Origin of the sequence: Pseudomonas sp. D1-36 (assembly GCF_051132205.1) — a bacterium.
GTDB lineage: Bacteria > Pseudomonadota > Gammaproteobacteria > Pseudomonadales > Pseudomonadaceae > Aquipseudomonas.
This window is the reverse complement of sequence record NZ_CP071674.1, coordinates 2530043-2549281: the sequence shown is the minus strand read 5'-3', so window position 1 is coordinate 2549281 and position 19239 is coordinate 2530043. Positions and strand designations below refer to the sequence as shown.

Genomic DNA, 19239 nt, shown 5'->3' with positions numbered 1-19239 from the left:
CAGGGGGTTCATTGCTCAAGTTGTTCGAGCAACCCCAAAAATTCATCGTCGGACAGGCCCGAGTCGGCGAAATCCGAAGCCGTGGCGCGGCCCGCCGCAGGGGCCTGACAGTGATCCAGCAAGGTGCTGAGTCGCTGCTGGAATTGCCGCGCCAGTTCGTTCACCAACACCTGATCGTGGACCTGCGGCGCATAACGCCATTCGACGTGTAGCTGGCCTTCATTGACGAGCGCCGTCACGTCCAGCCAATGGGTGCGGCAGGTGCTGTCGGCGCGCATGCCGGGGCACATCGGCCGCGCCAGGCGCCAGAGGCTCGATGCGCCGATCCACTGATCGACACGCCCCAGGTAGTTGAACGTCAGCAGCGTGACGGCACCCAGGCCGTGGGCCGGATCCTGGCGCAGCAGGCCGTAGCCGATGCCTTGTTCGGGGACGCGGCGCAGGGCTTCCTTGGCCGCGATGATCGAGGATTCCAAATCCCAGGAAGTATCGATGGCCAGCGGATATCGGCTGGTGTGCCAACCGATGGAGCGCGACAGCTCGGGGCCTTGCTCCCAGCCACTACGACCGTGGCTTTCCAGCTCCAGGGTGACGCGCTCGCGCCCCTGCCATTGGCCGATGACACCGGCCAACGCGGCCACCAGCAGATCCTGGACCTGAGTGCTGTAGGCCGAGTGACAATCGCCCAACAGCAATTGTGTTTGCTCGACCGACAGTTGCATGTCCAGTGTCCGGCTTTCGCCGTATGTATTGGGCTGTTGAGGAGCGCTATGTTCGGCGGCTACCTGCTCATGCCAGTAGCCAACCTGGGCCAGGACGGCGGGCTCGCGGCGATGCTGCTGCAAGGCCTCGCTCCATGCGTGGAAACCCGCCGACACGGCAGGCAACGCCGCGTTCGGTTGCAAGTAGAGGCTTTCCAATTCCTCCAGCAGCACTTGCCAGGACACGGCATCGACCAGCAAGTGATGCGCCGTGCATAGCAGCTCACGGCTATGGGAGAAATACACCCAGCGGATCAAAGGCGCCTTGCCCAAATCAAAGCCTTGTTGCCAGCGCTGCAACAGCGCTTCGTCCAAGGGTTGGTCTTCGATGTGGAACAACCCGTCGAGCTGGCCCGAGGAAAACGCCTGGTAGCGTTGTTGCCAACCCTGCTCCGACGTTTCAAATATCAGGCGCAAGCTGGCATGACGTTGTAACAGTGCGCCAACAGCCTGGATGAACCGCGCCTGTTCCAATGGTGCGTTCAATGCCAGAAGCAAGGATTGGTTCCAATGCTCGGGCTCGGTTTGCTCCTGGGCGAAAAACCATTGCTGGATCGGCGTCAGGGCGAACGCTGTGACAGGTTCGAGCACGGCCGGCGTAGCGCCCGTCTCCACCGCGCCAAGATCAACCACCTGCTCGGCCCAACCACGCACGGTTGGGAACTCGAAAATCTGCTTGGGCTTGAGCTGCAGCCCGTGCTGCTTGGCCCGGGCGATGATCTGCAAGCTCAGGATCGAGTCTCCCCCGACACTGAAGAAATTGTCATCGACCCTCAGGTCGGGGTTATTGAGAATCTCACGAGCGATATTGAGCAGACGCTGTTCGAGGTTGCGCTGTGGCGTCTGCACCACTCGGGCCAAGGCGCGTACGCTCTGTTCGGCAAACAACTGCTTGGGCGTCATCAGGATATGTTGCTGGCGGGCCAAGGCAATGATCTGCAGGCCGAGGATCGAATCGCCGCCCAAGGCGAAGAAGTTGTCATCGGGGCCGAGGTCGGGGTTGCCGAGCAGCCCGCGCCAGATATCCAGCAACGCGCTTTCAACCGCATTCAGAGGTTCCTCGATGGGAGACGTCGTCTGCGCGGTGGCCGGCGCTTGCCCGGCCAAATGCTGCAATGCCTTGCGATCGACTTTTCCGTTGGGCAACAAGGCAAACCCATCGAGGCAATGCCACTGGGACGGTTGCATATAGTCCGGCAGTTGCGCTTGCAGGGCGGCCTGAATATCAGGCAACGCGGCCAATGGTGCGACCAGGAACGCCACCAAGCGGTTGCCCGTCAGGGGCGATGGGTTGTTCAGCACCTGTACGTCGCCGACCTGCGGCATCGCCCGCAGCCGTGCCGCAACCTCTGCCGGCTCGACCCGATACCCGCGGATCTTGACCTGCTCATCGAGCCGACCGAGAAACTCCATCTGCCCCCGATGATTGAGCCGCACCCGGTCACCGGTGCGATAGCCATGGGCACCGAAGCGGGCGTGGTCTGAATCGTTGGCGCTGAGGTAACCCAGCGCAACCGTTTTGCCCTGCACGCAAAGTTCGCCGCTGACACCGATCGGCAACAGACGGCCCTCGGACGAACGCACGCTGACCTGGACATTGGGCAGCGGTCGTCCCAGCGGTGCCGCGCCATCGATATCGACCTCATGAGTCAACACCCCGACGGTGGTTTCACTGGGGCCGTAGTGGTTGACGATACGCAGGTCCGGCATCAATGCCCGCAAGCGCGAAACCAGCTCATGGCCCAGGGCTTCGCCACCGGTGACCAGGCATCGGCGCGGCAATAGGCGCTGGGGATCGTTGGCGACCAGCAAGGCGTTGAGGTGTGAAGGCACAATTTTAAGCAGGTCCACGGGATCGCGCTCAAGCACGGCCGCCAGCTCCTCGGCGTCGAATGACAGTTCCTCAGCCAATAGCCGCAGGCGACGGCCGCTGAGCAACGCACCGAACAAGGCCGTGTGCCCCAAGTCGGTGGCGCAGCTGGCGAGACTTACCAGACTGGCATCGGCGGACAGATCCAGGCGTTCCAGGCACCCGACCACGTAATGGATCAGGTTGCCCTGGCTGACCATCACCCCCTTCGGCCGTCCCGTGGAGCCGGAGGTGTAGACGACGTAGGCCGACCTTTCAGCGGGCAAGGACGCGCGCAACGGCGATTCACCCGACAACGCCTCAGTTGGCAACGACAGCCACCGCACCGTTTCAGGCAGCCACTCGGGACGCTGGCCCTCGCCGACCCAGACCTTGGGCGTGCCATCCTGGCAGATGTCCTGCAAACGCGACTGCGGCCACTGCGGATCGAGGGCCAGGTAGGTGGCGCCGCACTGCCAGGCGGCGAGCATGTGCATCACCAGCTCGCGGCTGCGGGGCAAGCATAAGGCGATGCGTGCGCCCTCCAGATTCGCGCCTGCTTGCAAGCGCTCGCCACGGGCGACCACTGCACGGCCCAATTCGGCATAGCTGAGCGTGCCCTGTTCGTCTTGCAGGGCAATTGACTCGGGCTTTCGAACGCACTGCTGGACGAACGCCTGCCAGGCGTTGCTGACCGGGACCGGCAGGTCCTCGCCACAGAGCAAGGATTGCTGCGCCGGTGCCAGCCAGTCGAGCTGGGCAAACGGTACGTCCGGCTGTTCGATGACCGCGTGGACCAACGCAACGAACTGTTCGCAAAAACGTTGGACTGTTTCGTGGCGGTACAAGGCCTTGCTGTAACGCCACCGGCACAGGAAGCCGTCTTCCTCGTCGATCATGACCATGTTCAGCTCATGGGCCGCGCCACGCTGCTCCGACAGCAGACGGTCGACGTACTGCTCGAACGGCGCGATGCGCTCCTTGTTGAGGGTGAACATGTGCTGAAACAGCGGCGCCCTGCCCATCTGCCGGGGCAGATCCAACTGTTTGACGAGGCGCGAGAACGGATAATGACGGTGCTGCAAGGTTTGTTTGACGTTGGCGTCCACCTGCCTGGCCCAATCGCCGCCGGACAGCTCGCGCTGCAAACGACAGCGGACCGGCAACGGGTTGACCAGGTAGCCCGGCAGATTGACGTGCTCGCGGCGCAGGCGCCAACCGCTGGGAGTGCCCAGCACAAAGTCATCCTGGCCGGACAGCACGCCGAGAAACTGCTGGAACAAAGAGAACCAACAGATATAAGGCGTCACGCCCCATTGACGGGCCACGGCACGAATTCTGGCCGTGGTGGCCCGGTCGAAACGAAACGACAGCTCCCCGCCTTGGAATGCCTGATTGCTGCCGTAGTGAAAATCGGTCGGTAGCTCCAGTGCCGGGGCGCCTTCCAATTGCGCCTGCCACCAGGCCAGCTCCATCGGTTCGGCAGCTTCGCTGCGTATGTGCAATTCGCTGCAATAGTCGCGATAGGCATCTGGATTCACAGCGGGCAATGCTTGCTCGTTGATCAGCGCGAACAGTTCATTGAGCACGATGTAGAACGTGGCCAGGTCAGCGGCGATGTGATGAATTACCAGCAGCACGGTGTGCTCGACATCATCGGCGTGAACGTTGCTCAACAGGACGACCCGACTGACGTCGCCGGCTTCCAAGTCGAAAGGCTTATCGGCCCACTCGGTGACGCGCTGCTGCAACGCCTGCCTGTCGGCCGCCTGCAGCGCGATGCGCTCCAGCGGCCGGACTCGCTCGCGGTCGCTCCACTGCAACAGGTCGCCATTGCGCTCGGCATAGGCGGTGCACAGCATGGGATAGCGTCGCTGCACCGTTTCCCAGGCGCCTTGCAGGCGTCGGGGCAAGTCGTCGGTGACGAACTGCGCCTTGATGCGCCCTGCGTAAGCGATGTTATAGGCGCAGCTGTCCGGCTCCAGTCGTTGCAAGAACCAGAGCGCCTGCTCGTTATCCGTCAGCGGGCGCGCTTCAAAATAATCGGGGTGCCGGGCCAGCCATTGCAGCACGTCGGCGCCGTGCGCCGTCAGTTCGCTTGCCAGTTCATCGTCCAACGCCCTAGGTGATCCGGGGGTGATGACCAATTGGCCTTCGACTTTCGATAGGCGAATCCCACGCAGCCAGCAGCGATGCATCAAGCGATCGAGCATTTGATGTCCTTCATTTTGCTTGTTCTGAATGAGCCGCCCCATGTGACGGCTGTCTGCAAGAGCGTCTAGCTCAGTTCGCGGAAGCAGGCTCGGCCATGGCGACCACGACCTTTCGCGCGCCCTGGAATGTCGAACGGCCATGGGCCACCAGCATGTTGTCGAGCATCAGCACGTCACCGGCTTGCCAGGGAAAGCTCACCTGGCAGCGCTGCAATACGGCACGGACATGCTCCAGGGCATCAAGCTCGATAGGCGAGCCATCACCGTAGAAAACGTTACGTGGCACGCCCTCTTCGCCGACGATGGAAATCAGCGTCTCGCGCACGGGTGCGGCGAGATTGGAGATATGGAACAGATGCGCCTGGTTGAACCACACCCAATCCCCAGTCACCGGGTGCTGGGCCACGGCCTGGCAGATCTGGCGGGTGGACAGCTCGCCGTCCTCTTTCCACTGGAACTGGATCTGGTTGGCGCGGCAGAAATGTTCGACTTGTGAACGGTCTTCCGTGCTGAACGCCTGTTGCCAGGGCAAGTCGAGGCCGTTGCCATAGTTGCGCACGTACATCAGGCGCTTCTCGGCGAAACGCTGACGTATGGCGGGGTCGAGTTGCTGGTAGACCTTGCGGCTGTCGGCAATGGGGGTTTCACCGCCCACCGCAGAGGCCTGCATGCAGTGGAACCAGATTTTCATTGGCCAGTTAAGCGAGTAGGACTGCTCGTTGTGTAGAGGGATCACTTGGTGGGCCGGGTACTCGGTCGACGTGTAGACCCGGTTGTTGAGCTTGGTGCGCGGCGTTGAGGCGTAGTCGTAGGTCAGCAGTTCATGACCGAAACCGCGGGCGAATGCTTCAAAGTCCGCTTCGCCATTGAACACAAAGCCACGAAACAGGATGCCGCCCGCTCGCGGTAACTGCGCCTCGACTGCTTGCAGGATCTGCGCCCGGCTGTCCTGCCAAGCAGCCCCCGCGCCTGGCGCGTGGAAGATAAATGGCAAGGTCTGTTCGTCGCCCGGTACGCCTTCCATGGGTTGAACCTGTGCACGCGCCAAACCCGTTTCCATTTGTGATCCCTCGCCATTCCGATAAGCGTGTTTTTTTCGAGAGCACAAACTAATACAAACGAGTAACAACCGCAATAGAGAATCATTGTCATTAATGACTTTTGTATAACAATCGGCACAAAGTCACTTGGCCTGAAGCACGCTTTCTCGCTCGGCAATATGGGACATCAGCAGGTAGGCGGAACCCAGCAAGCCTTGCATCGTATCGGCGTATCGGCTGCGGTTCAGGTAGAGAAACTGGCGGTTTTTCACCGCAAACAGGTTCTGCCATTGAGGCGACTGGCGAAACGCTGCCGTGCTCGCTTCCGAATCGAGTAACTCCTCGTATGTGTCGATAATGAAATCACTGTCGAAGTCACCGATGCGCTCCAGGCTGTAGGGCACGTTCTGGCGCGCCTCACGATAGGCGGCGACACGCCCGAGACCGAAATCCTTGATGACGTCGTCCATACCGCCACGGCCGATCAGTTGGAAACCATCGGTATAGACTTCGAGCGTCGTGACCGTGATCCGCGAAGGGTCCTTGACCCGCTTCTTGAACTCGCTGACGACCCATTCGTATTCATGGAGCATTTCTTCGTAACGCTGCTGTTTGCCGACCAGCTCGGCGAGCTGCCTGGCGTAGGTCTTGATGTCGCTTTCCCGGGAGGGCAGCAGCACGACCGGTGCGATTTTGCTGAGCTTTTCCTTTAGGTCCGCGTGATAAGACAGGCCGACAATCAGGTCAGGCTTCAGGGCGGCGATAGCTTCCAGGTCAGGAGATTGGTGCGAGCCGATGTATTGAATGCCTGTCACGTCGAAGCGCTCCTGGGCGCCGCGAAACAGCACGTCCGAAAACAGCTTCTTCCTGCCTGTCGATCCGCAGGGCTTGATACCCAATTCGAGCAACTGATCGGTCAGGCTGAAATCGTGCAGGGAGACAATGCAGTGGGGTGAAACAGGCACCTCGACACGACCGAAACTGTTCTCGAACACTTTGGTTTCGGCCGCGCCAGCGTGCATCGACATCAATGCAAACGGCACGCAAAGCATGCCAAACAACCTCTTGAACACTTCTCTCATCCCTACCCGCACGCGTTTGCCTCCGATAATTTCAAGATAAGCGCCGCTGTGTTTTCAGCGACTGCGTTGACGCGCCAACAATATGATCAGATAAGGTGCGCCGATAATTGCAACCACCAGCCCCGCCGGTAATTGCAGCGGTGGGAACAGCCCCCTGCCCAGTGTATCCCCCGCCAGTACCAGCAATGCCCCCATCAACGCCGACAAAGGCATCAGCGCACCGTGGCGATCGCCTGCCAGTTGGCGCGCCAGGTGCGGCGCCACCAGCCCGACGAAAGTCATGGTGCCGACGTTCGCCACGGCGGCCGCTGTCAGCATGACACTGCACAGCAATAGGAAAGCCATGACACCCGTGACGTTCAGGCCCCGGCTGAGCGCGACTTTTTCGCCCAACTGCAACAGGTTTAATTGACGGTGAAAAAACAGCAAGGGAACCCCCGCGAGCAACAGCCAGGTGCCGAGGCTGTGAACCTGCGGCCAACCGGCCCGGTGCAAGCTGCCGCCCAGCCACATCAGGGCCGACTCGACCTGGTCGATGTTGCCGTAGGTGATCAGTAAATCGGCTACTGCACTGAGCATCGCGGTGAGCCCAACGCCGACAAGGATCAACCGCAGCGGCGAAATCCCCTGGCGCCACGACAGCAGCGCGACGAAGAATGCCACGGCCAACCCGCCCGCCAGTGCCGCCAATGGATAGAGCTCAAGGGGCAACAGCGTGGGCCAGAGCACAATGATCAGCAGCATCGTCACACTGGCGCCCGACTCCACGCCCACCAGCCCCGGCGCCGCCAGCGGATTGCGCGTCAACGACTGCATCAACAGGCCGGCCAGCGACATGGCCATGCCGGCGAGGATCGCCAGGGCCACACGTGGCAGTCGCAATTCCCAAAGCAGATTGCGCGTCGTCGAGTCGACCTGTTCAGGCGCCCACAGCGCTTGCCAGGCCTGGACAACCCCCAACGAATAACTGCCGACAGTCAACGCGTACAACGATAAGGCAACCAATGCGAACATCAGGGCCAGCACCGAAATCACGTCGATGGGCCGGGCCACCCAAGGCAGTAATGGAAGTGCCCTGGGCAAGATGAGCCCAACGCGCGTCATTTGACTTTCCTCAACACCAACGCGACGAAAATCGGCCCGCCGATCAGTGCCGTGACAATCCCGGTGTTCAGCTCAAAGGGCCGCACAACGGTTCGTGCGGCAATGTCCGCCAGGATCAGCAGCAACGCGCCGAGCAGCGGCGCGGCCAGCAATAGCCGTCGATAATCATCGCCAAACAACAGCCGCGCCGCATGGGGCACCACCAACCCGACAAAACCGATCGGTCCCGCCAGCGCCACGGCGCATCCTGACAGCAGCACCACGGAAGCCAGCCCGAACAGGCGCATTTTCAACAAGTTGACGCCCATGCCGGCCGCGGCCTGCGGACCGAGCCGATGGGCGTTCAAGGCCCGGACATTGACCAGGCACAAGACCATGCCCAACACCACATAAGGCCAGACCCATGCCTGCATCGAGCCTCCGGTCACGCCGATCGACCCGGTGAGCCAGCGGCGAAGGCTGTCGAGCCCCTGCTGGTCGAGCAACAGCAGGATTGACGTGATGGCGCTGAACAACGCCGCGATCATCGCGCCGGACAAGGTCAGTCGAATCGGGTTATGGCCCCTGCCCGCCAGCAGCAGGACACCAATGGCTGCCACCAGGGCACCGCTGAAAGCAAACAATGGGATCATCGACAGGTCGTGACCGGGCAGCACCAGCAAGCCGAACACCACGAATAATGCCGCGCCGCTGTTGATGCCGAGAATGCCGGGGTCGGCCAGGGGGTTGTCACCTACCGCCTGCATGATCACTCCCGCCAGGCCAAGGCTGGCGCCCACCAGCATGGCAACCAGCAAGCGTGGCAGGCGGCTGCCACGGATGACGCTCTGATCGGCGTTGTCCGGTGCATACGCCACCAGTGCCTGCCAGGCCTCGTTCCAAGGGATGCTCTTGGCGCCAACCGCCAGGTGCAGCAGCGCGGCCAAGGCGATGGCAACCAGCAGGCCCAGCCACACCGGTATTCGCAAACCGTGACTCACATCGCCTCCCGTACAGCCGATGGCTGGCTACGGGTGGTTTGCGGAACACACAGCGGGTCGCCCGAATAAGGGTCGGTGATGATGTGCGCGTCCAGGTCGAAGACCGCCTTGAGATTCTCACGGGTAAAGACTTCAGCGGGCGCGCCCTGGGCCAGCAAGCGGCCTTCACGCATCATCACCAGGTGATCGGCATAACGCGCGGCCTGGTTGAGATCGTGAAGCACGGCGACGACGGTCTTGCCTTGCTCGCGCAGGTCCACCAGCAGTTCGAGCAAGGTGATCTGATGAGCGATATCGAGAAACGTCGTGGGCTCGTCCAACAGGATCACTGGGGTGTCCTGGGCCAAGGTCATGGCAATCCAGCAGCGCTGCAGTTGTCCACCCGACAGGGTGGCCAACGAGCGATCGAGCAACGGTGCGATGCCCGCCAGTTCGATGGCACGGTCGATTGCCTGCTGATCCTGTTCGGACCATTGCCGCCACCAGCTCTGCCAGGGGAAACGTCCCTGCATCACAAGCTCTCGCACGCTCATGCCGGCCGGTGACGTAGTGCGCTGGGGCAACAACGCCATGCGCTGCGCCAGCGCCCGGCGCGAATACTGCCCCAGAGCCTTGCCGGACAGGTGCACCTCACCCGCGCTTGGGCGCAGCATATGTGCCAGCACATTCAAGAGTGTGGTCTTGCCACAGCCGTTGGCCCCGATCAACGCCGTGAAGCAGCCTTCGGGAATGTCCAGGCTGACACCGTTGAGAATCTGTTGCTCGCCATAGCTCAGCCGCACATTGCTGGCTTTCAGCATGACCGTCCCTCCACCGCCCAAGAGGGCCTGATCGAATCGTCCATCGTACAGATCCCGCGCATTCGTTTCCCGGTAACAACGCCGGAAAACCCACCGCAGGCTGAAAAGTGCGGCACAGAATATGTCGAAACTAAAATAAATTCCCTACAAGCCTGACAATATTAATGCAAACCCTTATCATTCACAGTCAGATTATGGCCAGTAGACACTAACTTCGCTCGCCTGCCCTGCCGCCGGACCGGGACGATAGGCTTGCGAAGATCAATAACAATCCTCAAGGACTTCCTCGATGCTCGTAAGAAAAACAACAGTTGGCACCGAAAAACGTTACGTCTCGCGTCATCCAGCGTTTCACTTGAGCACTCTGGCCCTGGCTTTGGGGAGCATCTTTTCAGCACAGGCGTTCGCCGCACAAGAAGAGGCTGCAGCCAACGCTCCTCTTCAACTCGGCGAAATCAACATCAATGCCGCCGCCGTGGAAAACCCCACGGCGCCGCTGGCCGGCAAAGTCGCCCTGCGCAACGGCAGTGCCACCAAGTCCAACGCGGCCATCACTGAAACGCCGCAATCGGTGTCCGTGGTCACCGCCGATGAAATGCGCGATCGCAAGTCCGACACCATGGCGGACGCCCTCAGCTACACCCCGGGCTTCACCAGCCAACCGAGCAGCTTCAACCGCACCTCGGACCGGTTCCGCATTCGCGGCTTCGACGTCGAATCCGCCACTGGCGGCTCCCTGCGCGACGGCATGCGCCTGCAAAACAACTCCTACGATGGCGTCCAGGACCCGTATGGGTTAGAGCGCGTGGAAGTTATCCGCGGCGCGGCGTCGGTGCTGTACGGCCAACTGTCGCCAGGCGGCTTCGTCAACGGTGTCAGCAAGCGCCCGACCGAAACCCCGCTGCATGAGTTGGGGCTGCAATATGGCAACCATGATCGCAAGCAACTGACCGCCGACTTCAGCGGCCCGCTCGGTGACAGCGAGGTCCTCACCTACCGCCTGACCATGCTCAAGCGCGACAGCGACACCCAGCAGGATTACGTCAACGACGACAAGCTCTACATCGCCCCGGCCCTGACCTGGCGCCCTGATGAAGACACGTCCCTGACCCTGCTCTCGTTCTATCAGAAGAGCGACACGCGTTTCTCCGCCCCGCTGCCCTATCAATTGGTCAAAGGCGTAGGCAACGGCCCCTTCACCATCGGCCGCCACGATTTCATCGGCGAACCCGACTACGACGACATGAACGGCGAGATGTCCGCCATCGGTTATGAGTTCGAACACCGGTTTGATGAACACACCCGTATCAGCAACAAGTTGCGTTACTACGAAGCGGATGTGAAGTGGAAATACATGCAGATTCGGACAGGGAATCCAGTCAATACAGCAGCCGCCACGGGCGTTTTGGGTCGTCAGTACAGTGATCGGCGGGAGCGCTCCCGGGCGTTGGCCAGCGACACCAACATCGAGACGCGTTGGAACATTGGCGGGATTGAAAACACCTTCCTGGTGGGTGCCGATACCTACGACGCGTCATACGACTCGCATAACTTCCGAGCCAACTCGACCTCTATCAATATTGGTGACTACAACTACGGTCAGCCAGTGGTGGTGGACAAGAGCCGGAACCGCGACCGCGGTTCACAGATCGATACCTTCCAGACAGGTATCTACCTGCAAGACCAGATCAAGTTCGACGATCATTGGCTATTGCTGCTCGGCGGTCGCCACGATTGGGCAGATCAGGATCAGGAAGGCTTCGCCACCGGCGAGAAGCTGAGCCAGAACGACGAATCCACCACTTGGCGCGCCGGCCTGGTGTACCAGGCGGACAACGGCCTGGCACCTTACATCAGCTACAGCGAATCATTCTTCCCAGTTGCGGTGGCCGACGCGCCTGGCCAGACATTCAAGCCTACAGAAGGCAAGCAGTACGAAATCGGCATCCGCTACCAACCTCCGGGCAGCAATACACTGTTGAGCGCAGCGGTTTATGAACTGACGCAGGAAAACGTCGTGAAGCGCGACCTGGCTGGCCTCAATCCCCAGCAGATTGGCGAGCAGCGCTCCCGTGGCCTGGAACTCGAAGCCAAGTCCGACATCACGCCTCAACTGACGGTCATCGCGACGTACGCCTACACCGATGCGCGCATCACCAAAAGCGTAATCCAGAGCGAAGTGGGTCAGCGCAGCGAAGATACGCCTTACCACCAAGCCGCGCTGTGGGCCGACTACAACTTCGCCCGTTTCGGCGTACCGCAGCTGAAAATCGGCGGCGGCGCGCGCTACAAGGGAACCACCCAAGCTTCGGGCATCGATTCGCAAATGCCTGCCTACACGCTGTTCGATGCAATGGCCAGCTACCAGATCGACAAGAACTGGGACATCGCCCTCAACGCCAACAACGTGACGAACAAAAAATACACTTATTGCGAATTTGCCATCTGCCGCTACGGCGACGAGCGCGAGTTGGTGACCTCCGTCAACTTCCGCTGGTAAATGCCCCTGACTCGGTCGGCGCCGCCAGGTGTCGACCGAGTCATTTCAGCTGTATAAACTTTTGTAAGCCCTCTCGAATCCCCTCATCGCACCCATCCCCCTAAATTTTCCATTGACCTTGACGCCCTAGATGACGATCGTCATATTACGATCATCATAAGCGAGACAAAACCGGCCAGAGGGTTGATCCATGAAAACCGCAGATGCATCAGCGATTGTGCAAACGCAGCCACTCGCATCGAGCCCAGCCCTGACCGGCCGAATCGTCGCACTGCTCGCCGGCCTCGCGGCCATCGGCATGCTCTCCACCAATATCATCCTCCCTGCGTTCCCGGTGATCGGTGATGACCTCGGCGTGACCGCCCGCGAACTGGGCCTGACGCTCTCCAGTTACTTCGTCACCTTTGCCCTGGGTCAGTTGGTGGTCGGGCCGTTGGCTGACCGTTATGGACGGCAGAAACTGGTGCTGGGCGGACTGTCGGTGTTCATAGTCGGCACCGTCATCGGCGGCCTCGCCACCACCCTTGAGGTACTGATTGCCGGCCGCGTCGTTCAGGCGTTGGGCGTGTGCGCGGCCTCGGTGCTGTCGCGGGCCATCGCACGGGATCTGTTCGAAGGCGAGACACTGGCCCGCGCCCTGTCATTGACGATGGTCGCCACGGCCGCTGCGCCAGGTTTCTCACCCTTGGCGGGCAGCGTGCTGTCCGTCACGCTCGGATGGCGCGCCATCTTTTTCCTGGTGGGATTGGCCGCCGTGGTGCTGGCGTTCTTCTATGTACGCGATCTTGGCGAAACCCATCCCGCCGACCGCCGGGCGCCGCACTCTACCGGCAGTGTGGTGCGCGCTTACGCCAGGCTGGTGGTGGACAAGCGTTTCATCCTCCCTGCCCTGTCGATGAGCCTGTTGCTCAGCGGTCTGTTCGCGTCATTCGCCGCTGCCCCGGCCATTCTCATGAAAGGCATCGGCCTGACGTCCCTGCAGGCCGGCCTGTATTTCGCATCAACGGTGTTTGTGGTGTTCGCCGCCGGCCTGGCCGCTCCTCGCCTGGCCCGACGTTTTGGCCCAGGTAACACCGCCCTGCTGGGCATTGCCTGCGCCATGATCGGCGGTGGTTTGCTCATCGTGGGGCCGGCCAGCCCGGGGCTTGGCTGGTATGCGGTGTCGATGGTGACGTTCCTTTGGGGCATGGGCCTGGCGAACCCCTTAGGCACGGCAATCACCATGGGACCTTTCGGCAAAGAGGCCGGGATGGCCTCGGCGCTGCTGGGTTTTCTCTCCATGGGTGCGGCAGCGTTGACCACCTGGCTCGCCGCCGTGCTGAGCTTTTCACCCATCGCCACACTGGGCGCGATACAGGCGTTGACCTGCCTGGTCGCGCTGGTGCTGTTCCGCTTGCGCCGCTGACGCGGCGTCAATCGTCCCAACGACGGAATAACACGCTGGCATTGACGCCACCAAAACCGAACCCATTCGACAGTGCATGGGTGATCGGCATTTTCCGGGCCTTCAGGCCAACCAGATCGAGGCCGTTGGCTGCCTCGTCGGGATGCATCAGGTTCAGCGTCGGCGGCACGATCTGATCACGCAGCGCCAAAACCGTGAAGATCGCTTCGATGCCGCCGGCCGCGCCCAACAAGTGGCCAGTGGCTGATTTGGTAGAAGTGATCGCCACGCCTGCGCCCGCGCCGCCGTTCGTGCCAAAAACCGCGCGGATCGCCGCCAGCTCACCGGCATCACCCACCTGGGTGGACGTCGCGTGGGCATTGATGTGCTGCACCTCGCTGGGGTTGAGACCTGCCTGGCGCAACGCTTGCTCCATGGCGCGGCGGGCTCCGTTGCCATCCTCCGGGCCCGCGGTCAGGTGGTAGGCATCGGCGCTGGTGCCATACCCCACCAATTCCGCCAGGGGCTTGGCACCCCGGGCCAGAGCGTGTTCCAGCGACTCGATCACCAGCAACCCGGCGCCTTCGGCCATGACGAAGCCGTCGCGCTCCCGATCGAACGGCCGCGAGGCCTCTTGTGGACGCTCGGCAAATCCCGTGGACAGTGCCCGCGCCGCCGCGAAGCAGCCCAACGTCACCCGGTCGATCGCCGCCTCGGTGCCGCCGCAAATGGCAATGTCCGCCTCGCCACTCTTGATCAGCCGAGCGGCATCGCCAATGGCTTGTACGCCGGCAGCACAAGCGGTAACGGGCGCACCTAGCGGCCCTTTGAAACCATGTCGGATGGACACCTGCCCGGCCGCCATATTGGCCAGGAAAGCCGGCGCGGTGAACGGCGACAGTCGACGTGGACCGCGAGCATCGGTGGTGCGCACCGCATCGGCAATCGTGGCGAAACCACCCACGCCCGAAGAAATGATCGTGGCAGTCCGCTCCTGATGGACGGGATCAACGGGATGCCAGCCCGCCTGCTCCAGGGCTTCGTGAGCCGCCACCAGGGCGAACTCGATGAAGCGGTCCATCTTCTTGCGATCCTTGGGCGCGATGAGGCGCTCCGGGTCGTAACCGGCGATACCGTCCTCTTCCAAGGTCGGCACTTGCCCCCCCACGGCGACGCCGGTCCCGTCGGTGACGTCGGCGGACAGGTTGCGAATGCCGGATTGCCCGGCCAGCAAGCGCTGCCAGACCTCTTCCACCCCGCAGCCCAGCGGGCCGACGATGCCTACGCCAGTGATGACGATGCGTTTTTGACCTTCGCGATTTTTCATGGAGCCCTCTTCGTATCAGGACGGATCTTGAACCAGATGGAATACATCGCCGGCAGGAACACCAGCGTCATGATGGTGCCGACGAACGTGCCGCCGATCAGGGTGTAGGCCAGCGTGCCCCAGAACACCGAATGTGTCAGGGGGATGAATGCCAGGATTGCCGCCAGTGCCGTGAGCAACACCGGCCGTGCACGCTGCACCGTGGCCTCGATCACCGCATGGAACGGATCCAGCCCTTCGTTGGCGTTGTGATGGATTTGCCCGATCAGGATCAGCGTATTGCGCATGAGAATGCCCGACAGGGCGATCAGGCCGACCAATGCATTGATACCGAATGGCTGATTGAAGATCAGCAATGTCGGCACGACGCCGATCAGCCCCAGTGGCGCCGTCAAGAACACCATGATCATCGCCGAGATCGAGCGCACTTGCAGGATGATGATCAGCAACGTCAAGGCGACCATGATCGGCACCAGCGGCACGATGGCCTTGCCGGCCTTGCCCGACTCCTCGATGGCGCCCGCCTGCTCGATCCGGTAGCCGGCGGGCAACCTGTCGATGACCGGTTGCAGTTGCTTGATAATCGCGCTGGAGACGTCCGGCGGCTGCAGGCCTTCGGCAATATCGCCGCGCACCGTCATGGTCGGCGTGCGATCACGACGGCGCAGGATCGGATCTTCCATGCGCACATCCACCTCGCCGACCTGGGACAGCGGAATGCGCTGGCCTGTCGCGCCCACTAGGGTGAAACCTTCGATCCGCGCGGGGTCGAGGCGGATGTCACCGGCGGCGCGGCCGATCACCTGCACCGAACGGATGTCCTCGCGCACTGCCGTGATCGGCACGCCGCTGAGCAGAAACTGCAATTGCTGGGCGACCGCATTGGACGTCAGCCCCACCGCTTGCAAGCGGTCCTGGTCGAGATTGAAATGCAGCGTCGGCACCAAGGGTCCCCAGTCGGTGTTGACGGTCCTCATCATCGGGCTCGCCTGCATGATGCCCTGGACCTGACTGGCGATCTCGCGCAGCTTCGTCGAATCAGGGCCCATCACACGATACGCCACGGGGAACGGTGAATACGGGCCGAACACCAATTGAGTGACCCGCACCCGCGCCTCGGGAGCCAGCCCTTGGGCGATCGCTTCGCGGAGACGGAACTTGAGGGCTTCGCGTGCTTGCTGGCTGTCCGTCAGCACGACAATCTTGGCAAATGACGGATCGGGAAGTTCCGGCGCCATCGCCAGGTAGAAACGCGGCGCGCCTTGGCCGATGTAGGCGGTGACGATCCGGGCCTCTTCCTGTTGTTGCAGCCAGGCCTCGACCCTGGCGGTGGTGGCGCTGGTTTGCTCGATGGAGGTGCCGTACGGCATCTGCACTTCCACCAGCACCTCGGGCCGATCCGAGGTCGGAAAGAACTGTTTTTTCACCAGGCCCATGCCGAGGATCGCCACCACGAATGTCGCGATCACCGTACCGGCCACCCACCATTTGCGCGCGATGACTCGCGTCAGCACTCGGCGGAAACGGTTGTAGTGCCGCGTGTTGTAGATGGCCGCGTGCCCGCCTTCGACCTGCTTGATGTCGGGCAACAATTTCACGCCCAGGTACGGTGTGAATGCCACCGCGACCACCCAGGAAGCAATCAGCGCGATGCCGACGATCCAGAACATGTTGCTGGTGTATTCGCCAGCGGTCGATTGCGCGAACCCGTTGGGCATGAAGCCGATGGCGGTCACCAGCGTGCCGGACAACATCGGTGCGGCCGTGTGGCTCCAGGCATACGCGCTGGCCTTGATCCGGTCGTAGCCCTCCTCCATTTTCACCACCATCATTTCAATGGCGATGATCGCGTCGTCCACCAACAAACCGAGCGCGAGGATCAGGGAGCCGAGGGTGATTCGGTCGAAATTCTTGCCGGTGGCGGCCATGACCACGAACACCACGGCCAACGTCAACGGCACGGCCGCCGCGACCACGACACCCACGCGCCAGCCCATGCTGAGGAAACAGACAATCATCACCACCAGCAGCGCGACGAAGAACTTGACCATGAACTCGCCGACCGCCGAGTCGATATTGACCGATTGATCGGTAACCTTGGTCAGCGCCATGCCCAGCGGCATGTCTTGGTTGATCTTGCTGATCTGCGTATCCAAGGCCTTGCCCAGGTCCAGGCCATTCCAGCCCTCGCGCATGATCACGCCCAATAACAACGCTTCTTCGCCACCGTTGCGCACCAGGAACGTGGCGGGGTCTTCATAGCCGCGCTCGACAGTCGCCACGTCCGACAGCTTCAGCGAGCGCCCCTGTACCACGACCGGCGTGTCGCGAATCTTCTGCAGCTTGTCGAAAGCGCCATCCAGGCGCAGGAACACCTGCGGCCCGACGGTTTCGATGGAGCCGGCTGGCGTGAGCATGTTCTGGCTGTTGAGGGCGGTAAAAATATCCTGGGGCGACACACCCAGGGTCGCCAAGCGATCGTGGGAAAAGGACACGAAGATCCGTTCGGCCTGCTCGCCGATGATATTGATCTTCTTCACGCCTGGCACATGCAGCAGTTGTTGGCGTAGCGCTTCGGCATCACGCACCAGCCGTCGTTGCGGCTCGCCTTTGGCTTTCAAGGCGAACAAGGCGAAGGTCACGTCGGAAAATTCATCATTGACCATCGGCCCTATAACCCCGGGCGGCAGTTTGATCGCCTCGTCAGCCAGCTTCTTGCGCGCCTGGTAGAACTCTTCCTGCACTTGCGACGGCGGCGTCCGATCGACCAGCGACACCATCGTGAACGCAAGGCCGGGACGGGTATAGGTTTCCGTGCGGTCGTACCACTTCAATTCTTGCAGGCGTTTTTCCAGCGGTTCGGCGACCTGGTCTTGCATTTCCTGGGCTGTCGCGCCTGGCCAGGCGGTGATGACCGTCAGTTGCTTTACCGTGAAGGGTGGGTCTTCCGCGCGGCCGAGCTGGAAAAAAGCGAGGACACCCGCAACGGCGATCAGCAACAGCAGGAATACCGTGATGGAACGCTCGCGGACGGCGAGCGCGGAGAGGTTGAAGCTCATGGGCGATTCCCCGCAACCTTCACGTCTTGCGGTTGCGCAAGACGCACCGCCTCGCCCTCGTGCAGCAGATGGGCGCCGAGCGCAACGATCTGCTCGCCCATTTTCAGCTCGCCCAAGACCTGCGCGGCGTCGTCGCTCAAGCCGACGACCTTCACCGGACGCCAGGCGACTGTCGCCGGTTCGCCCGTGATGACCCAGACACCACTGCCTTTGCCCGAGTCGAAAATGGCAGCGATCGGAACTTGCAGTGCCTGTTCCGTCCGAGGCCCCGCGGCGACCCGGAGCGTGACCGTGGATCCCAGCGGTGCGCTGGCCAGCGCGCCCTCCAACACGTAACGCGCCTCGAAGGTGCGCGTTACAGGGTCGGCGGAATCCGACAGCAACCTCAGCTTCGCATTGACCGCCTCGCTGGCATTGCCGTACAGCGTCGCCTGGGCGACTGACCCCGACGTCGGCCGCAGGGTTTCAGGCAGTTGCACCACGGCTTCGCGCTGGCCTGCCCGGGCCAGTCGAACCACGATTTGTCCAAGAGCGACAACTTGCCCGGGCTCGGCGAGCGTTTCCATCACAACGCCATCGGCGTCGGCGAGCAGCACGGCATAACCAGAAGCGTTGCGGGCAACGTCAGCCTGGGCCTGGGCCGCGCTGAGTTGCGCCCTTGCGGTATCGGCGGCGGCCTTGATCTGGTCGTAGCCCGAGGCGGAAATGGCGCCGGCAGCGACGAGGTCTCGGTAACGAGCCTCGTCATCGGCGGTCTGCTTCGCCCTCGCCCGAGCGGCGGCAACGGCCTCCTGTTGTGCTCGCGCTTGCAGCCCCAAGTCGACAGGGTCCAGGCGCATCAGTGGCTGGCCGCGCTTGACCGTCTGGCCGGTGTCGACCAGCCGCTCGAGGACCTTGCCCGACACGCGAAAGCCCAGGTCGCTCTGGACCCTGGCCGTGACCACGCCGGTAAACGAACGCGACCGGTCGGGCGAACCCAAAACTTGCGCGACCCTCACGATGGGCGCAAGCGTGCGTGGATCTTTCTCGGTGGATGACTCGCCACACGCCGTCAGGACGAGAGGCAGCAAGCAAGCGGCAAGGGTGACAGGTCGGCGCCGGAGCATAAGGTCCCTTTTCATGAGCGGACAGGATGGAAGG

At 62.0% G+C, this 19239-nt stretch carries 11 protein-coding genes; 2 read left to right on the top strand and 9 right to left on the bottom strand.

Annotated features, from left to right (window positions below; genetic code table 11):
• Window positions 1-8 precede the first annotated feature (8 nt).
• The 6 genes from J3P76_RS11500 to J3P76_RS11475 all read right to left on the bottom strand — a co-directional run bounded on the left by J3P76_RS11500 (window position 9) and on the right by J3P76_RS11475 (window position 9829).
• Window positions 9-4823: an amino acid adenylation domain-containing protein gene (locus tag J3P76_RS11500; protein ID WP_434701959.1), complete on the bottom strand. Its 4815-nt coding sequence runs from the start codon at window positions 4821-4823 to the stop codon at window positions 9-11.
• A gap of 70 nt (window positions 4824-4893) precedes the next feature.
• Window positions 4894-5847: a TauD/TfdA family dioxygenase gene (locus J3P76_RS11495; protein ID WP_434702034.1), complete on the bottom strand. Its 954-nt coding sequence runs from the start codon at window positions 5845-5847 to the stop codon at window positions 4894-4896.
• A gap of 159 nt (window positions 5848-6006) precedes the next feature.
• Window positions 6007-6936, bottom strand: coding sequence for an iron-siderophore ABC transporter substrate-binding protein (locus tag J3P76_RS11490; protein WP_434606051.1), 930 nt, complete (start codon window positions 6934-6936; stop codon window positions 6007-6009).
• A 63-nt stretch (window positions 6937-6999) separates the two neighbouring features.
• Window positions 7000-8049 carry a FecCD family ABC transporter permease gene (locus J3P76_RS11485; RefSeq protein ID WP_420763717.1) on the bottom strand — a complete coding sequence of 350 codons (1050 nt, stop codon included), beginning with the start codon at window positions 8047-8049 and terminating at the stop codon, window positions 7000-7002.
• Window positions 8046-9029, bottom strand: a complete 984-nt coding sequence (locus J3P76_RS11480) for a FecCD family ABC transporter permease (RefSeq protein ID WP_420763716.1) — start codon at window positions 9027-9029, stop codon at window positions 8046-8048. Before J3P76_RS11480 ends, J3P76_RS11485 begins: the two co-directional genes overlap by 4 nt.
• Window positions 9026-9829 (bottom strand): ABC transporter ATP-binding protein, encoded by an 804-nt coding sequence (locus tag J3P76_RS11475; protein ID WP_420763715.1) that lies wholly within the window; start codon window positions 9827-9829, stop codon window positions 9026-9028. Before J3P76_RS11475 ends, J3P76_RS11480 begins: the two co-directional genes overlap by 4 nt.
• Before the next feature lie 289 nt (window positions 9830-10118).
• Here J3P76_RS11475 and J3P76_RS11470 point away from each other — a divergent pair, with 289 nt between their 5' ends.
• Entirely contained in the window at window positions 10119-12329 is a 2211-nt protein-coding gene (locus J3P76_RS11470; RefSeq protein ID WP_434701958.1) for a TonB-dependent siderophore receptor, read from the top strand.
• 190 nt (window positions 12330-12519) lie between these two features.
• Window positions 12520-13734 (top strand): multidrug effflux MFS transporter, encoded by a 1215-nt coding sequence (locus tag J3P76_RS11465; RefSeq protein WP_434606056.1) that lies wholly within the window; start codon window positions 12520-12522, stop codon window positions 13732-13734.
• A gap of 7 nt (window positions 13735-13741) precedes the next feature.
• Here J3P76_RS11465 and fabF read toward each other — a convergent pair whose 3' ends face one another.
• The 3 genes from fabF to J3P76_RS11450 are packed head-to-tail and all read right to left on the bottom strand — an operon-like array spanning window position 13742 to window position 19205.
• The gene (fabF, locus tag J3P76_RS11460) at window positions 13742-15040 is read right to left on the bottom strand and encodes a beta-ketoacyl-ACP synthase II (protein WP_434606059.1); all 1299 of its coding nucleotides are present in this window, start codon (window positions 15038-15040) and stop codon (window positions 13742-13744) included.
• The gene (locus J3P76_RS11455) at window positions 15037-18099 is read right to left on the bottom strand and encodes an efflux RND transporter permease subunit (RefSeq protein ID WP_434606061.1); all 3063 of its coding nucleotides are present in this window, start codon (window positions 18097-18099) and stop codon (window positions 15037-15039) included. The genes fabF and J3P76_RS11455 overlap by 4 nt, the downstream gene beginning before the upstream one ends.
• On the bottom strand, window positions 18096-19205 hold the full coding sequence (locus tag J3P76_RS11450) for an efflux RND transporter periplasmic adaptor subunit (RefSeq protein WP_434606063.1): 1110 nt from the start codon (window positions 19203-19205) through the stop codon (window positions 18096-18098). The genes J3P76_RS11455 and J3P76_RS11450 overlap by 4 nt, the downstream gene beginning before the upstream one ends.
• Window positions 19206-19239: the final 34 nt, after the last annotated feature.

What these genes read in the sequence shown, in the direction of transcription:
- J3P76_RS11500 (WP_434701959.1), bottom strand. Translation starts at nt 4,823, where the DNA reads ATGCTCGATCGCTTGATGCATCGCTGCTGGCTGCGTGGGATTCGCCTA.
- J3P76_RS11495 (WP_434702034.1), bottom strand. Translation starts at nt 5,847, where the DNA reads ATGGAAGGCGTACCGGGCGACGAACAGACCTTGCCATTTATCTTCCAC.
- J3P76_RS11485 (WP_420763717.1), bottom strand. Translation starts at nt 8,049, where the DNA reads ATGACGCGCGTTGGGCTCATCTTGCCCAGGGCACTTCCATTACTGCCT.
- J3P76_RS11475 (WP_420763715.1), bottom strand. Translation starts at nt 9,829, where the DNA reads ATGCTGAAAGCCAGCAATGTGCGGCTGAGCTATGGCGAGCAACAGATT.
- J3P76_RS11470 (WP_434701958.1), top strand. Translation starts at nt 10,119, where the DNA reads ATGCTCGTAAGAAAAACAACAGTTGGCACCGAAAAACGTTACGTCTCG.
- J3P76_RS11465 (WP_434606056.1), top strand. Translation starts at nt 12,520, where the DNA reads ATGAAAACCGCAGATGCATCAGCGATTGTGCAAACGCAGCCACTCGCA.
- fabF (WP_434606059.1), bottom strand. Translation starts at nt 15,040, where the DNA reads ATGAAAAATCGCGAAGGTCAAAAACGCATCGTCATCACTGGCGTAGGC.
- J3P76_RS11455 (WP_434606061.1), bottom strand. Translation starts at nt 18,099, where the DNA reads ATGAGCTTCAACCTCTCCGCGCTCGCCGTCCGCGAGCGTTCCATCACG.
- J3P76_RS11450 (WP_434606063.1), bottom strand. Translation starts at nt 19,205, where the DNA reads ATGCTCCGGCGCCGACCTGTCACCCTTGCCGCTTGCTTGCTGCCTCTC.